13 protein-coding genes and 1 pseudogene are annotated in these 14928 nt (G+C 59.4%); 3 read left to right on the top strand and 11 right to left on the bottom strand.

The window, feature by feature from the left end; genetic code table 11:
- Window positions 1-17: 17 nt before the first annotated feature.
- The 3 genes from AC0L7P_RS06220 to AC0L7P_RS06210 are packed head-to-tail and all read right to left on the bottom strand — an operon-like array spanning window position 18 to window position 3916.
- Complete coding sequence (locus AC0L7P_RS06220) at window positions 18-1076, bottom strand: hypothetical protein (protein ID WP_473434930.1); 1059 nt, start codon at window positions 1074-1076, stop codon at window positions 18-20.
- Window positions 1077-1107: 31 nt separating this feature from the next.
- Window positions 1108-2583, bottom strand: coding sequence for a glycosyltransferase (locus AC0L7P_RS06215; protein WP_473434929.1), 1476 nt, complete (start codon window positions 2581-2583; stop codon window positions 1108-1110).
- Window positions 2584-2596: 13 nt separating this feature from the next.
- Window positions 2597-3916, bottom strand: coding sequence for a UDP-glucose dehydrogenase family protein (locus AC0L7P_RS06210; RefSeq protein WP_473434928.1), 1320 nt, complete (start codon window positions 3914-3916; stop codon window positions 2597-2599).
- Between the two features lie 280 nt (window positions 3917-4196).
- Between AC0L7P_RS06210 and AC0L7P_RS06205 the strand changes: the two genes are divergently transcribed.
- Window positions 4197-5102, top strand: a complete 906-nt coding sequence (locus AC0L7P_RS06205) for a heparin lyase I family protein (RefSeq protein WP_473434927.1) — start codon at window positions 4197-4199, stop codon at window positions 5100-5102.
- Between the two features lie 11 nt (window positions 5103-5113).
- On the opposite strand, the gene AC0L7P_RS06200 is transcribed toward AC0L7P_RS06205, so the two are convergent.
- Genes AC0L7P_RS06200 through AC0L7P_RS06180 form a run of 5 tightly spaced genes read right to left on the bottom strand, consistent with a single transcriptional unit; the run spans window position 5114 to window position 9617 of the window.
- Window positions 5114-5800, bottom strand: a complete 687-nt coding sequence (locus AC0L7P_RS06200; protein ID WP_473434926.1) for an ABC transporter ATP-binding protein — start codon at window positions 5798-5800, stop codon at window positions 5114-5116.
- Window positions 5797-6543 (bottom strand): ABC transporter ATP-binding protein, encoded by a 747-nt coding sequence (locus tag AC0L7P_RS06195; RefSeq protein WP_473434925.1) that lies wholly within the window; start codon window positions 6541-6543, stop codon window positions 5797-5799. Before AC0L7P_RS06195 ends, AC0L7P_RS06200 begins: the two co-directional genes overlap by 4 nt.
- A complete protein-coding gene (locus AC0L7P_RS06190; protein ID WP_473434924.1) occupies window positions 6536-7513 on the bottom strand; it encodes a branched-chain amino acid ABC transporter permease in 978 nt (325 codons plus the stop codon). The genes AC0L7P_RS06195 and AC0L7P_RS06190 overlap by 8 nt, the downstream gene beginning before the upstream one ends.
- Entirely contained in the window at window positions 7510-8430 is a 921-nt protein-coding gene (locus AC0L7P_RS06185) for a branched-chain amino acid ABC transporter permease (protein ID WP_473434923.1), read from the bottom strand. Before AC0L7P_RS06185 ends, AC0L7P_RS06190 begins: the two co-directional genes overlap by 4 nt.
- A gap of 50 nt (window positions 8431-8480) precedes the next feature.
- On the bottom strand, window positions 8481-9617 hold the full coding sequence (locus AC0L7P_RS06180) for an ABC transporter substrate-binding protein (protein WP_473434922.1): 1137 nt from the start codon (window positions 9615-9617) through the stop codon (window positions 8481-8483).
- A 195-nt stretch (window positions 9618-9812) separates the two neighbouring features.
- On the opposite strand from AC0L7P_RS06180, the gene AC0L7P_RS06175 reads away from it, so the two are divergent.
- Window positions 9813-10724, top strand: coding sequence for a Gfo/Idh/MocA family protein (locus tag AC0L7P_RS06175; RefSeq protein ID WP_473434921.1), 912 nt, complete (start codon window positions 9813-9815; stop codon window positions 10722-10724).
- Between the two features lie 27 nt (window positions 10725-10751).
- Here the strand turns inward: AC0L7P_RS06175 and AC0L7P_RS06170 are convergent.
- Window positions 10752-11943, bottom strand: a pseudogene (locus AC0L7P_RS06170) (acetyl-CoA C-acyltransferase).
- A 205-nt stretch (window positions 11944-12148) separates the two neighbouring features.
- Here AC0L7P_RS06170 and AC0L7P_RS06165 point away from each other — a divergent pair.
- Window positions 12149-13309, top strand: a complete 1161-nt coding sequence (locus tag AC0L7P_RS06165; protein ID WP_473434920.1) for a trans-sulfuration enzyme family protein — start codon at window positions 12149-12151, stop codon at window positions 13307-13309.
- 11 nt (window positions 13310-13320) lie between these two features.
- Here the strand turns inward: AC0L7P_RS06165 and AC0L7P_RS06160 are convergent, their stop codons facing one another.
- Both AC0L7P_RS06160 and AC0L7P_RS06155 read right to left on the bottom strand, forming a co-directional pair.
- Complete coding sequence (locus AC0L7P_RS06160) at window positions 13321-14178, bottom strand: D-amino-acid transaminase (RefSeq protein ID WP_473434919.1); 858 nt, start codon at window positions 14176-14178, stop codon at window positions 13321-13323.
- 54 nt (window positions 14179-14232) lie between these two features.
- On the bottom strand, window positions 14233-14901 hold the full coding sequence (locus AC0L7P_RS06155; RefSeq protein ID WP_473434918.1) for a CE1 family esterase: 669 nt from the start codon (window positions 14899-14901) through the stop codon (window positions 14233-14235).
- Between the last annotated feature and the right edge of the window lie 27 nt (window positions 14902-14928).

Here is a 14928-nt window from a genome sequence, read left to right as displayed (position 1 = left end):
AGCCCTTTGATCCCGTTTCAGATCACGCTATCGAATAGGGACTTGGTCAGGCGAACACGTGCAGGTTTGCCAATATCATCGACCCCCAACGCCCCTTTCTCGGCCAGAAGAACAACAGGCATATAAAGATCACCGCGTTGGGCAGCGGCATTCGTGGCCGAGGTCTGAACAACCTTGACCGGAATCGCCCGTCCATCGCTGAGATCAAGATAAACCTGTTCTCCGTTCATGGTTTTTGTCAGCCCTTCGATGCTCATCTGTGTTTGCACTCTGACATCGACGTTATTGTCGAAAATTGTCAGAATTGGGTCCGAAGGAAGGACAGTTGCGCCTTTATAGATGCCATCGGTGAATGCGATTTCGCAATCACAGGGCAACATGAAATTCAATGTGTCGCCACTGTTGGCACTGATTGCGTAAACCACATCGCCGGCTTTCGCGTCTGGGTTGATAAATGTAATCTGGCCGGGACTTGTCGCACGCATTTCATTGCCGCTGCGGGCAATGAAAACCGGCCGTGGTTCATAAGACGTGGTATATCGTTGCCATATCGACCCACAGGCAACCGCAATCAACACCACCGAAAGCGCGATTGCGCCGATCCGCCGAATGCTGCGCGCGCCCACTTTGTCGGCTCCAATGCTGCTTTTATCCGCTTTCGGCTTTGCCGGGCCGGTAAAGCTCATCATTGATCCCAATGAAATAAAGTCGCCCGCAATAAAACTGTTCAGGATATAGCGCAATTGCGGAAGATGCGGGCCGGTAGGATCAAGGAATTGCAGAACCGCGTCTTCATCCGTAACATTGACGACCCTTACTTCGGGAAACAGGTCGATGGTAAACCCTTCAAAGTTGAATTCGAGCCTTGCGATATGCTGACTGCCGATAACAAGGTGCCCAATGCCTGCCGAGGATCTCACATAGGCGGTTGTCAGCGAAACACCTGTGCCGCTGAATGTATCCGCACCTATACGCGCATTGAATGGCACGGACAGAATTGGATGTTCCTTGTCAAACAGGAATTCTGTCGAAATCTGTGTTGCCGCATCCGTTGAAACATTGATGTGATCGTTCATTGCAAATCTCCGGAGATTGCGAAATCCGTCATCAGACTTTGGTCAAAAACATGATGGCAATTGTCAGCCACACAAGCGCGAGAACATGGTGCACAGAGGATTCCCGGGCGCGGATCTTTTGACTCCAGGTCATGGTTGCACTGCCGCCGGCGCCTTGTCTGGTCCATTTTTGTTTATCCAGACGGAAGAATACAAAAGTCTTTACCGCCGCCCCGACAACTTGGGAAAAATACAGGATTGGTGGATGGGTAATCGGGAACCACGTGCCGCGAAACACCGAAATGATGATGCAGAACACATAGCGCGTGGTCATGACCCAGGCGAAATAAAGTGGAATAACCGAAACATCGTGCAAGATCGCTGCCAACAGAATGGTGATGGGGCCGACAAGGGTGGTCCACATGGAAATCCGTTGGTCGAGAATTGACCACCAGGTGAAAAACCCCACCTTTTTCGGGCTTTCCCGCAAGGCGCGGCCATTGGTACGGATCATATTTCCGAACCAGCGCGTCATCAGCACCTGAGACGATTCCAGAAACGTCGGGCGCGGCTGTGTTTCCATGGACCATGACCGCACGTCCGGCAGATACAACATCTGATAGCCGCTCTTGAGCAGCCAGAACCATGTGGATTTGTCATCCCCGGTCAGGAATTTGACCCGCCCCAACCGCCAATGATCCAGAAAATCGTCGCGCACCTGATCAATAAATTCGGGGTCAGTGGCCAAAGATGCCCGAAACACCGACATGCGGCCGGTCAACGTCAGCACCCGTTTGGACAGGCCCATAGCGCACATCATCACCTGACGCTGATTGAAGCGCATGATGAACCAATCGCGAAACAGGTTCTTTTTCTCGATCACCACGCCTTCGTCGGTGGTTAACGCCCCAACTTTTGGATCAACAAACCAGGGCGCCGCTTCCGCTGCGATGTCGCGCGGCACCATGGTATCGCCATCAACAAACACCAGAATGTCACGGACACTGGGCGCATAGCTGCCGATCAGGCGCAGGGTGCGCGCCAGGGCGTCGCGTTTGCCGTTGGCGGGAATCCGGTCAATCACGAGTTTGACGCTGCTCATGTCCAGCATCATCGTTTCAAACACCGCGCGGATCAGACGTTCATCGGCGCCATCCACAACCGAGGATACGATCGTCGCGCCATCCCGCGCCCGCGCCGCCGCCTCGAACACACTGCGATAAACGGGAACGGTGGTGTCCGCGTCCACCATATAGGACGTGACCAGAAAAAACGCATGGCTGCGCCGCCCGTCAGTGTGAAACGCCCGGATCGCCCGCACCTTGCGACGCGGATACGCCACCCGGCGAAACCAAAACGCGCGGCAAAAGTTCAGGGACGCCCAACTGTACCGCCAGGCGCCCAGAAAGCCGATAATGAAGATCGAACTCTTGGCGTCTTCGAGCGAGCCAAGATACCCCTGAGGCACGGTTGATGCCAAAAGAATAACGACCGCAAAATAGGCAAAATGTGTCAATATATTGAACACGACAGGGCCTATCTTACCAACATATGCCTTCGTAGTGTCCGCCCGAAACCATCTTTCGGTTCAGCCGTGTCAGGTCAAAAACAGGGCGCGTTTTTGCCGCCTCTTCCAGTTTCTGCACCGTTTCGCCATAAAAGTTGCCAACCAGAACCGCGCCGCTTTCGTCGATCAGCGCGTCCAGGCTTTCGACCATGCGGTCGGCCAGATCCGGGATCACATCGTTGCCCCGGCCAGCGGTGGAATTGGCATTGGCGTAAGCTTCGAACACGAACGGATCAAAGATTTCCACCTGCACGCCCTTGGCAATCAGCCGCGCCGCCAGTTCGGCAAGGGGGCTTTCGCGCATGTCGTCGGTGCCCGGCTTGAAGCTGATGCCGACAAAGCCAACCTTTTTCGCACCCGAGGCCAGAACCATCTGTTCGGCCCGCTTGATCTGCGATTCATTGGCATCAAGAACGGCGTTCAGCATATGGGCGGGGGTGTCCAGTTCGCTGGCCAGATGGCGCAGGGCGCGCACATCCTTGGGCAGGCACGACCCGCCAAAGGCAAAGCCGGGGCGCATGAAATACGACGAGATGTTAACCTTTTTGTCGCTGCACAGGATCTCCATCACCGTTTGTCCGTCCAGACCGCTGGCCTTGGCGATATTACCGATTTCATTGGCAAAGGTCACCTTGACCGCGCGCCATGTGTTGGAGGTGTATTTCACCATTTCGGCAGTGCGCAGATCAACAACATGGATCTTGCAGCCCAGACCTTCGTTCAATTCGGTCAGGATTTTCGTGGTGTAATCGTCCAGCGCGCCAAACACGATTAGCCCGGGATCGTAATAATCCTCGATCGCGGTGCTTTCGCGCAGGAATTCGGGGTAGTAACCAACGCCAAATCCCTCGCCCGCTGTCTTTCCGCTGGCCTTTTCCAGCGTCGGAATACAGGTGCCTTCGCACGATCCAGGTACGATGGTCGAACGGATGACAACAGAATGGTTGGCATCCTTGCTGGCCAACGCGCGCCCGATGTTTTCACAAACCGCAGTTACGTATTTCAGCCCGACCGATCCATCCGGCGCCGAAGGTGTGCCCACGGCAATAAACGACGCATCGGAATTGTCGATGGCATATTGCACATCATCCGTGGCCGTCAGTTTTCCCTCGGCCACGACCTGCGCAATCAGTGAATCCAAGCCGTTTTCAACGATAGGGGACTTTCCGCCATTGATCGCTGCAATCTTGCCGGGGTCAACATCGACCGCGATCACCTGATGCCCGTCTTTCGCAAGACAGGCCGCAGAAACCACGCCAACATACCCAATGCCAAAGACACTGATTCTAGCCATGTTCGCCTCATTTACGTTTTATTAATTGATCGTATTTTTTGTACTGCTTTAAGAGTAAGCGCTAAGCTCTTGCTTATGTTGAGTAAAGATTCTCGTATCCATAGGCGGCTTTTTGCCAGACCGATGTGGTAATTCTACATCAAGACAGAATTCAACCTATGCGTGTATATTGACAGCGTTTTCCCGCCGACCGTGCAACCCTTGTTGCGACACCATCCCTGACGTAAAAGGTTGATGGAATAGTCCGAAAAGAACCCCGCGGGCAGTGAAGGTTAATACAATGAAAAAGCGGCACAATCCTTTGGCTTTTACGTTCGCGCTGGCATTGGCCGCCGCGGCCTGTGGGGTGATTTCGCTGCCGATGGGCAAACTGCCCCGTGGTTATGATCTGTTGTTCAGCCCCCAGGCCCACGCGTTCCGTTTCGCCGAATTACCCGAGCCGGTGCGACGGGGGACGTACAGCGAACGATATGAGCTTCGCGATGGTGATTGCGGCGGGTCAGACTGTGGAAACCCCCGTTACCGCAGCGAAATTCAAGACACCGCATCCAAGGCCAGAATCGGGCAGGATATCTGGTATGGCTGGAGCTTTCGCAACCAGACCATCCCGACCTTCACCCCCAGCAACGCCCTGCGCATCGTGCTGGGCCAATGGAAGCTGAGCGGCGGAACACGCCCGGCGTTTCGTTTGATTCAGACGGGGCTGGGCGAAGGCAACTGGAGCAATTGCGACCCGACCATCTGTCGCCCCACCAATGACGCGCGCGAAGATGTGGTGATGCAACTGGCCGACATGGCCAATCAGCGCGGATGGGGCGACAAACAGAACGACGGTCAGATCTGCAAATTGTTCAGCATGGAAGACGCCACAAATCAGTGGATGGATATCGTGGTGAACACCAACTTTTCCGCTGGCACTGACGGTTATCTGCGGGTCTGGGTGAACGGTGTGCAAAAATGCGATTATCGCGGTCAGATTGTGGCAACCTTTGACAGCGCGATGCAAGATCGGCCAAACACCCGGCGCGGCATTTTCGCCAGCTATACCTCTCGTTGGAACGACAGCGAAGGTGCCAGACCAAAGCCGACGCTTATCGCCTATTATGATGAGTTCCGGCAAGGTAAAAGCCGCGAAGATGTCGATACCCACCTGCGCGAACAGATCGGCGAGCGCCCCAACGATTAGGGCGGCGCCCCTCAGACGCCGAGGAACTGCGCGCTGATCTCGCCGGTCAGATCACCCATGGCGCCGGTCCAGACAGTGGCGCCCCGTTCAAGGATGGTGGCGCGATCCGCCACCTGTGTCAGTTCCCGCAGGGATTTATCAACCACCAAAATCGCCAATCCCGTTTCAAGCTTTACCTGCCGGATTGCGGCCCAGATCTCGGCGCGGATCAGAGGGGCAAGTCCCTCGGTCGCTTCGTCCAGGATCAGCAGCCTGGGGTTGGTCATCAGGGCCCGGCCAATGGCCAGCATCTGTTGTTCGCCCCCCGACAGGGATTCAGCGCGCTGTCCCTTCCGTTCCGCCAGTCTCGGAAACAACGCCGCGATGCGTGTATTGTCCCAATGGCCCGGGCGAGCCGCCGCCGCCAGGTTTTCCGCCACACTCAGCGGTGCAAAACACCGCCGCCCCTCTGGCACCAACCCGATGCCAAGCCGCGCCGCCCGATGCGATGGAAGGCGCAACAGATCCTGACCGGCAAACATGATTTCACCACGGGACGGAAGCATCCGGCATATCGCCCTGATCGTGGTGGTTTTGCCCATGCCGTTGCGCCCCAGCAGTGCCAGCACCTCGCCCTGCCCCACCGCAAGCGTGACATCGAACAACGCCTGCGCCGCGCCATAGCTTGCGCTCAGATGTTCGACATCCAGCAAGCTCATGCCTCTTCTCCCAGGTAGGCGCGGCGCACGTCTGGATCGTTGCGCACCTCATCCACCGTACCGGTGGCGATGATCTGACCATAGACAAGCACCGAAATCCGGTCGGCCAATGCAAACACCGCATCCATGTCATGTTCCACCAGCAGGATCGGCGCCTCGCTTCGCAGCCCATCCAGAAGCACCGTCAGATCGCGTGATCCCTGTCCGCCCAGCCCCGCCATCGGTTCATCCATCACAAAGGCCGACGGACGCAGGGTCAGCGCCACGGCCACCTCAAGCTGACGGCGTTGTCCATGTGACAGATCGGCGACCCGGGTATCGGCCTGATCCATCAGCCCGACCCGGCTCAGCGCCGCTTCGGCCCGGTCGCGGATCGCGCCCCGTTTCAGGGCGTTGCCCCACAGCGGCAGCCGCCCACCAGCCCCCAGCGCGCCCAACACCGCGTTCTGCAATACAGAATCCTGCATCGCCAGCGCAGACACCTGAAACGTACGTCCCAACCCGGCACGCGCCCGTTGTGCAGCCGTCTGTGCGGTGACATCAACGCCCCCCAACAGGACCCGTCCGGCATCCGGCGTCAGCCAACCGGCAATCTGCTGAATCAGGGTGGATTTTCCCGCCCCGTTTGGCCCGATCAGCGCGTGGATTTCACCCGCACGCAAATCAAGTGAGACATCCCGGCTTGCCTCAAGCGCGCCAAAGCGCTTGCAAATTCCCGCCACCTGCAGCAGCCGATCACTCATGCCCACCCCGCCCCGCGATCAACCCGATGATCCCGCCGCGTGCGAACAAAACAACCCCCAACAACAGCGCGCCGAGGTAGATATGCCAATATTCCGATACCCCTCCCAATATATGTTCAAGGGCGATGAACAGCACCGCGCCCACCACCGGGCCAAACAGGCGCGCGACCCCGCCGAGAATCACAAACACCATAATTTCCCCGCTTGTCTGCCAGTTGAACATCACCGGGCTTACGAAACGGTTAAGATCAGCGAAAAGCGCGCCCGCAAGCCCGGTGATCCCACCAGAAATGGCAAAGGCGATCAGACGCAGACGGAACGGCACAATCCCCACTGTGGCGCTGCGCACCGCCGATTGCCGCGCGGCATTCAGGGCCAACCCAAAGGGCGATCGGGCAATTTGCCAGTGCAGAGCAAGGGCGATTAACAGAACCGTAAGACTTAGGCCGTAAAACTGTTCCGGTGCCAGCGTGTTCAGTCCGGGAAATCCGTTGCGCACATAGATCGAGAGGCCGTCTTCTCCGCCGTAAGCGGGCCACGAGATGGCGAAATAATAAAACATCTGACCAAAGGCGAGGGTAATCATAATGAAATAGACACCAGACGTTCGCAGGCTGAGCACCCCAATGACCAGTGCCGCAAGGGCCGCTGAGATGACCGCACAGAACCATATGACCGGCATCGATTTCGTACCTTCGATCAGCATCGGCCATTCGGCAATGGGGGTATAGGCCTGCGCATGGCTGGCCAGAATGCCCATGGCATAGCCGCCGATCCCGAAAAAGGCCGCGTGGCCCAGGCTGACCAACCCGCCCAGCCCCAACGCGATGTTCAGGCCCACGCCCGCCAGCGCCAGAATAATCGCGCGGGTGGCCAGGGTGATCAGAAACGGTTCATCCGCCCAAAGCGCCCACAGCGGAAAGGCGATCAGCCCGACGACGAGCGCAGCATTCAACCAGCGTTCAATCATAGCCGCACACCAAACAGCCCGGAGGGGCGCCAGATCAGGATCACTGCCATCAGAATATAGATCAGCATCGATGCCAACGCCGACCCTGTCGAGGCTGCCGCGCTCGGCTCCATCACGGTCGAAAACGCAAGCGGCAATAACAACCGCCCCAAAGTATCGGTGAGGCCAACCAGAACCGCCCCGACCAACGCCCCTTTGATCGATCCGATTCCACCGATCACGATAACCACAAACGCCAGAATAAGCACCGGTTCCCCCATGCCCACCTGTACCGATTGGATCGCGCCCACAAGCGCGCCCGCCAACCCCGCCAAAGCGGCCCCCAAGGCAAAAACCACCGTGTAAAGCCGTGAAATATCCACCCCGAGCGCTGCAATCATCTCACGGTCCGCAGCGCCGGCCCGAATACGAACCCCAAGCCGCGTGTGGGTGATCAGCAGGTACAACCCCACCGCCACCACCAACCCGACCGCGATCAGCGCCAGACGATAGGCCGGATACTGAATGCCACCGGGCAACATGACAGGCCCCGACAGCCAGGGCGGGATATCAAGGTAAAGGGGAAACGATCCAAACGCCCAACGGGTGCCTTCGGAAAAGATGAGGATCAACGCGAAGGTCGCCAACACCTGATCCAGGTGGTCACGCGCATAAAGCCGCCGGATCACCAGTATTTCGACCAGCGCGCCCGCCGCCGCCGCTGCCGCCAAAGCCGCGACAAGGGCCAGCAGGAATGATCCGGTCACCCCGGCCACCGCCGCCGCCACAAAGGCGCCAAGCATATAAAGCGAACCATGGGCCAGATTGATCAGCCCCATCACCCCGAACACCAACGTGAGGCCCGCCGCCATCAAGAACAGCATCACCCCGAATTGCAGCCCGTTCAGGGCCTGTTCGGCCAGCAACAGCAACGACATCTTTGCAAGTCCTGTTCAGATGGCCCGACGCGAACGCCGGGCCGCTGCGATCACATCTTGCATTCGGCGGCGTAAACATCGCCATGATCGGTCAGGGCGGTACCGATGATTTTATTGGTATAAACGTCACCCTCCTTGATCACTTCACGCACATAGATATCCTGAATCGGGTGGTTGTTGGTGTTGAACCGGAATTTGCCCCGGGTGCTGGCGAAATCCGCCTCTTTCAACGCCGCGCGGAACGCATCGGCATCTTTCACATCAGCCTTGGCCATCGCCGAGAGCAGCAGATTGGCCGTGTCAAACCCCTGCGAAGCATAGAGCGATGGCAGCCGCCCATATTCTGCCTCAAAGGTTTTCACAAAGCTCTGGTTCGCTTCGTTGTCCAGATCCTTGCTCCACTGGCTGGTGTTTTTCACCCCCAGCGCCGCGTCGCCAACGGCTTGCAAGATCCCCTGGTCAAAACTGAACGCCGGGCCGACCACCGGCAAATCGACACCGCTGGCAGCATATTGTTTCAAAAACGAAATCCCCATGCCACCGGGCAGGAAGAAAAACACCGAATCCGCGCCGCTGGCCCGGATCTGGGCGATTTCGGCAGCATAATCGGTCTGGCCCAGCTTGGTATACAACTCACCTGCCAATTCGCCCTCATACATCCGTTTGAACCCGGTCAGCGCATCCTGACCGGCGGGATAATTGGGTGCGAGGATAAAGGTATTCTTGAACCCGGCCGAATTGGCATAGGCACCTGCCGCCTCGTGCAGGTTGTCATTCTGCCATGCCACGTTGAAATAATTGGCGTTACACCCCTTGCCCGCCAGCGCCGAAGGCCCCGCATTGGGCGAAAGATAAAACTTGCCCTGTGCCACAGCGCCCGGCACCACGGCCATGGCAAGGTTGGACCAGATGATCCCGGTCAGAACATCCACCTTGTCGCTCTGGATCATCTTGTCGGACAGTTGCACCGCGACATCCGGTTTTTGCTGATCGTCCTCGATTACCAGATCCAGGTCGGTATTGCCCGATTGTTTGACCGCCAAAAGAAACCCGTCGCGCACGTCAATACCCAAACCGGCGCCGCCCCCCGACAGCGTGGTGATCATTCCCACCTTCACCGGATCGGCCCATGCCGCAAGCGAGGTTGCCGCCAGCCCCATGGCCAGCGCGAGTGTTTTCAGTTTCATTCCGGTTCTCCCCTTGTCTGTCATTTGCAATCGTCAACCGATGCCGCCCGGCTTTTGCCATCCGGTGCATACAGGTGTTCTATCCCAGTTTCATCCCGCGCAGAAGGCGTGTTTTGACCTCCTCTGCGCGCACTGGCGCCGCGCGGGATTTTCTGTTGATATGCCGCGAAAATTCAGAAGCAGGAACATCCACCAATGACACAAAAAATCGCACTGGCCGGAATCGGCAAGATCGCCATGGATCAACATGTTCCCTCCATCGCGCAAAGCCCCGACTGGGAGTTGGCCGCCACGCTCAGCCGCGCTGGCACGGTTGATGGTGTTCCGGCCTTTACCGACCTTGATGCCCTGTTGGCCGAACATGACGATATCCGCGTGATTTCCCTCTGCCTGCCGCCGGCGCCACGATTTGCCTATGCCGAACAGGCGCTGTTGGCAGGGTTGCACGTGATGCTGGAAAAACCCCCGGGCGCCACATTGGCCGAGGTTCACGCCCTTACCGCGCTGGCACAAAAACAGGGCGTGACCCTGTTTGCCACATGGCACAGCCGCATGGCCGCCGGGGTGGAACAGGCCCGCGCATGGCTGGCCGACAAGGCGATCACCAAAGCCCATATCACATGGAAGGAAGACGTGAAGAAATGGCATCCGGGACAGGAATGGGTGTTTGAACCCGGCGGCATGGGCGTGTTCGATCCGGGCAGCAACGCCCTGTCGATTCTGACCCACATCCTGCCCCGCCCGGTGCATGTGACGCAGGCCACGCTGGAATATCCCGAAGGCCGGCAAACCCCGATTGCCGCGCAGGTGCAGTTTTCGGGCAATGTCAGCGGTGATTTCGACTGGCGCCAGACCGGGCCGCAGACATGGGATATTGCGGTAGAAACCGACGGTGGGCCAATGCTGCTCTCCGACGGAGGGGCGCGGCTGGCGATTGGCGGCACGGTGCAGGAGGTCGGGGAAAATCGCGAATATCCCGCCCTTTACGACCGTATGGCCGATCTTGTGGCACGGGGGCAAAGCGATGTCGATCTGGCCCCCATGGTGCATATCGCCGATGCGCTCACCCTGGGGCGCCGGGTGAACTGCGCGCCGTTCACCTTCTGACGGAAAAGGCCGGCGGCTGATCCGGCGTCATCTCAGCCGCTCGATGGCCATTGCGGTTGCTTCGCCGCCGCCAATGCACAGGGTCGCCACGCCGCGTTGCAGATCGTGACGCTGCAAGGCGGCCAGCAGGGTGACAAGGATCTCGCGCCCCCGAGGCGCCGATGGGGTGGCCCAGCGCACAGGCGCCGCCGTGGATGTTCACCTTGTCATGGGGCAGGTCAAGATCGCGCATGGCGGCCAGCGCGACCACGGCAAAGGCTTCGTTCACCTCGATCAGGTCCACATCCCGCAAGGCCCAACCGGTTTTCTGCTCCAGCTTGCGCAGGGCGCCAATGGGGGCCGTGGGAAAAAGCGCCGGTTTGTCTGCATGGGTGGTGTGAGCGTGGATCGCGGCCAGTGGCGTCAGCCCGCGCTTTTCCGCCTCGGACCGGCGCATCATCACCAGGGCGGCAGCCCCGTCTGAAATGCTGCTGGCGTTGGCGGCCGTTACGGTGCCACCGTCGCGAAAGGCGGCGCGCAACTGCGGGATCTTGTCGAGCCGTGCCTTGCCCGGCTGTTCATCTATGGTGACGGTGGTGTCTCCCTTGCGACCGGCGATCGCCACCGGCGTCACCTCATCATCAAAAGCGCCGGATTCTATGGCGTGTTGCGCCCGGGTCAGCGACGCGATGGCAAAATCATCCTGCATCTCGCGGGTGAACTGATAGACCCCGGCGCAATCTTCGGCAAAGGTACCCATGAGGCGGCCCTTGTCATAGGCATCTTCAAGCCCGTCCAGAAACATATGGTCGATCACACGGCCATGGCCCATACGAAACCCTTCACGCGCCCGCTCCATCAGATAGGGCGCGCGCGACATCGCCTCCATTCCGCCTGCAACCATCACATCGGCGCTGCCCGCGACCAACAAATCATGGGCGAACATCGCCGCCTTCATCCCCGAACCGCACATCTTGTTCACTGTCGTCGCCCCTGCGCCCAGCGGCAACCCGGCGCCCAACGCGGCCTGACGCGCGGGCGCCTGTCCCTGCCCGGCTGGCAACACGCATCCGAACACGGTTTCTTCAACCGCATCCGGTGCAACACCGCTGCGCGCCACGGCGGCGCGAATGGCAGCCGCGCCCAGATCGGCGGCGGTCGCATCTTTCAGCGCGCCCAGAAACCCGCCCATGGGGGTGCGGGCGGCTCCGACAATAACGATGGGATCAGCGTTGGACATGGCGCACCTCATGGGGTTGATTGCCACCATGCTATCCGCCTGACCGAACAACGCAAGACGACGCCACCCAAGGACCGGAAAAAGCGACGCAACAGATCATGCCACGTTTCCTTCGCGCAAAAACCCGTTACCTTGCCAAGCATGGATTCGGCGGAACCACAACAGGCCCGGCTGATCCGCCGATAAACCCCAAAGCAGGCCGCCCATGACCGATACAGCCAACCGCAAGCCATCCCTTGTCACCCGGGTGACACAGGCGCTGCATTACATCGAAGCCGAAACCGGCGCCGTCGTCCCGTCGATTCAACCGACGGCGACCTATGCGCGCGATGAAAACTATGCGCCGCGCAAACCCTATTATTACCGCCGCGACGGCAGCCAGACCACGGCCCACGCCGAAGCGGTCATTGCCGAGTTGGAAGGCGCGCGGGAATCGCTGTTGTTTGCCTCGGGCATGTCGGCCTGTAGTGCGGTGATCGAAACCCTGCCCCCCGGCGCCCATGTGGTGGTGCCCCGGGTGATGTATCATGGGGTTCTTGGCTATATTCGCGGGTCCGAGGCAAAAGGCCGGATCACCGTCAGCGATTACACCGCCGGCAATCTGGATGAACTGCGCGCGGCCATGCGCCCCGGTGAAACCCGGCTGGTCTGGGTCGAAACCCCCAACAACCCCAACTGGGAGGTAACGGATATCGCCGCAGCCGCCGAGATCGCCCATGATGCGGGCGCCCTGTTGCTGGCCGATTGCACCGGCACCCCGCCCTGCATGACCCGGGCGCTGGATTTCGGGGCGGATTATTCGTTCCATTCGGCGACGAAATACCTCAACGGCCATTCCGATGTGACCGCCGGAGTTCTGTCGGTGCGTGAAATCGGTGAAACCTGGGATGAAATCGTCACGACGCGCACCCGCCACGGCACCGTTCTGCATTCCTTTGATGCCTGGCTGTTGATCCGGGGGATGCGCACCCTGTTTCTGCGGGTCGAACGCGCCAGCCAGAACGCCATGGCGCTGGCACAGCATTTTCACGGCCACCCCCATGTTGAGGCGGTCTATTATCCCGGCCTGCCGTCTGATCCGGGCCATGAGATTTCCAAACGCCAGACTGACGGGAAATTCGGTGGCATGATGTCACTCGTCCTGAAAGGGACCGAGCAGAATGCCATCGACGTGGCTCGGTTCTGTCAGGTGTTTTATCCCGCCACATCGCTGGGCGGTGTCGAAAGCCTGATCGAACACCGCAAAACGGTGTCAGGGCCGGATTTTCCGGTGCATCCCTGTCTGCTGCGCCTGTCCATCGGCATCGAGGACGCCGATGATCTGATCTGGGATCTTGAACAAGCCCTGTCGCGCGCGATGGAATAGGGCGGCGGCGGTCAAACCGCCGTCTTGCGGCTTTCATCAAGATAGATTTCGCGCAGGCGCGGGGCGACCCGCCCCACCGTGCCGTCGCCAATCGCCGTGCCGTCGATTTCAACCACCGGCATCACGAACATGGAGGCCGAGGTGATGAACGCCTCGTCCGCCTCTTTCACCTCATCCACCGTAAAGGCACGTTCCTCCACTTCCATCTGCGCCTCGCGGGCAAAACGCAGAACAGCGGCGCGGGTGATGCCGTGCAAGATCTCATTGCCCAGATGGCGGGTGATGATTTTGCCATTCTTCACGATATAGGCGTTGTTGCTGGTGCCTTCGGTCACTTTGCCACCTTCGACCAGCCATGCATCATGGGCGCCCGCGGCCTTGGCCATCATCTTGCCCATGGACGGATAAAGAAGCTGCACCGTCTTGATGTCGCGCCGCCCCCAACGTTGATCTTCGATGCTGATCACCTTCAGGCCGGTCTGGGCCAGCGGGTTGTCGGCAAGGCCGGGTTTGGCCTGGGTGAACAACACAATGGTCGGCGGTGTGCCTTCGGCGGGATAGGCGAAATCACGATCCGCCGCGCCCCGGGTGATTTGCAGATACACCAGCCCGTCGTCGATTCCGTTGGCGCGCACCAATTCACGGTGAACCTCCAACAGGTCGTCCTTGGAAATCGGGTTGGTCATTTCCAGCTCGCTCAGCGACCGGGCCAACCGAACAGCATGACCGTCAAAATCAAGCAGCTTGCCCCCCAGAACAGAGGTAACCTCATACACCCCATCGGCAAACAGAAAGCCCCGGTCGAACACCGAAACCTTCGCCTCATCCTCGGGAAGGTACTGGCCATTGAGATAAACGGTGCGGGTCATCGGAACACTCCTTGCGATTGGTCCCCGATCAAGTGCGGCGCCTGCGCGCCCCTGTCAAGACCCGCCCAGCACCTGTTCCACCCCATAACGCAAACGACGGGTGGAAAATCCGTGACCGCCATCAAACGTGCAGAATTCAAGGATCTTGCCAGCATTGTTGCGCGACCGGTTGCACAGCATCCCTCCGGGCGCCGCGATCCCTTCGGCACCGGGCACATAACCGCCATAAGCGGCATACATCTTTAACGCACTGCGCACATCGCCCTGTTTCGTCTGGCCAATCGCCCGCCCGGCCAGGGGAACGGTGGTGTCACGCGTGCCATGAATGTGGACGATATTGGTCGGCGGCGTGGTACAGCCCTGCGGCACCGGCGCCCAGAACGTGCCAGACATGGGAACGAACCCCGCGAACCGGTCAGACATGCCACAGGCGATGGTCCAGGTCATCATCGCCCCGGCTGAAAACCCGCTGAACACCAGCTTATCCCGGTCCAGCGTCATGTGTTTCGCCACATCCGTCAGCACCGCATCCACATAGCCGAACTCTGCCGCCTTGCTTTGGCGCGGCGCGGCGGGGCGATGGGCAAGGTTCCAGTCGTCATCGGCAGATTTCAGCGCAACCAGTGCCATGCCCAAAGTATCGGCCAGCTTGCGCAGCGCGGTGTTGCGCATCGCCCCCGCCGCGGTGCCCCGGTATCCATGGGCGAACAACAGCGCCCCCATCGGCCCCGTCCCCCCTGCGGAACATAA

Source organism: Oceaniglobus sp. K40-3 (assembly GCF_055808395.1).
The sequence above is the reverse complement of the archived record's forward strand: the minus strand, read 5'-3'. Positions and strand labels throughout refer to the sequence as shown.

Bases quoted from the DNA above. Each gene is read 5' to 3' on its own strand.
- AC0L7P_RS06220 (WP_473434930.1), bottom strand. From the start codon at position 1,076: ATGAACGATCACATCAATGTTTCAACGGATGCGGCAACACAGATTTCG.
- AC0L7P_RS06210 (WP_473434928.1), bottom strand. From the start codon at position 3,916: ATGGCTAGAATCAGTGTCTTTGGCATTGGGTATGTTGGCGTGGTTTCT.
- AC0L7P_RS06205 (WP_473434927.1), top strand. From the start codon at position 4,197: ATGAAAAAGCGGCACAATCCTTTGGCTTTTACGTTCGCGCTGGCATTG.
- AC0L7P_RS06200 (WP_473434926.1), bottom strand. From the start codon at position 5,800: ATGAGCTTGCTGGATGTCGAACATCTGAGCGCAAGCTATGGCGCGGCG.
- AC0L7P_RS06195 (WP_473434925.1), bottom strand. From the start codon at position 6,543: ATGAGTGATCGGCTGCTGCAGGTGGCGGGAATTTGCAAGCGCTTTGGC.
- AC0L7P_RS06190 (WP_473434924.1), bottom strand. From the start codon at position 7,513: ATGATTGAACGCTGGTTGAATGCTGCGCTCGTCGTCGGGCTGATCGCC.
- AC0L7P_RS06185 (WP_473434923.1), bottom strand. From the start codon at position 8,430: ATGTCGTTGCTGTTGCTGGCCGAACAGGCCCTGAACGGGCTGCAATTC.
- AC0L7P_RS06180 (WP_473434922.1), bottom strand. From the start codon at position 9,617: ATGAAACTGAAAACACTCGCGCTGGCCATGGGGCTGGCGGCAACCTCG.
- AC0L7P_RS06175 (WP_473434921.1), top strand. From the start codon at position 9,813: ATGACACAAAAAATCGCACTGGCCGGAATCGGCAAGATCGCCATGGAT.
- AC0L7P_RS06165 (WP_473434920.1), top strand. From the start codon at position 12,149: ATGACCGATACAGCCAACCGCAAGCCATCCCTTGTCACCCGGGTGACA.
- AC0L7P_RS06160 (WP_473434919.1), bottom strand. From the start codon at position 14,178: ATGACCCGCACCGTTTATCTCAATGGCCAGTACCTTCCCGAGGATGAG.
- AC0L7P_RS06155 (WP_473434918.1), bottom strand. From the start codon at position 14,901: ATGGGGGCGCTGTTGTTCGCCCATGGATACCGGGGCACCGCGGCGGGG.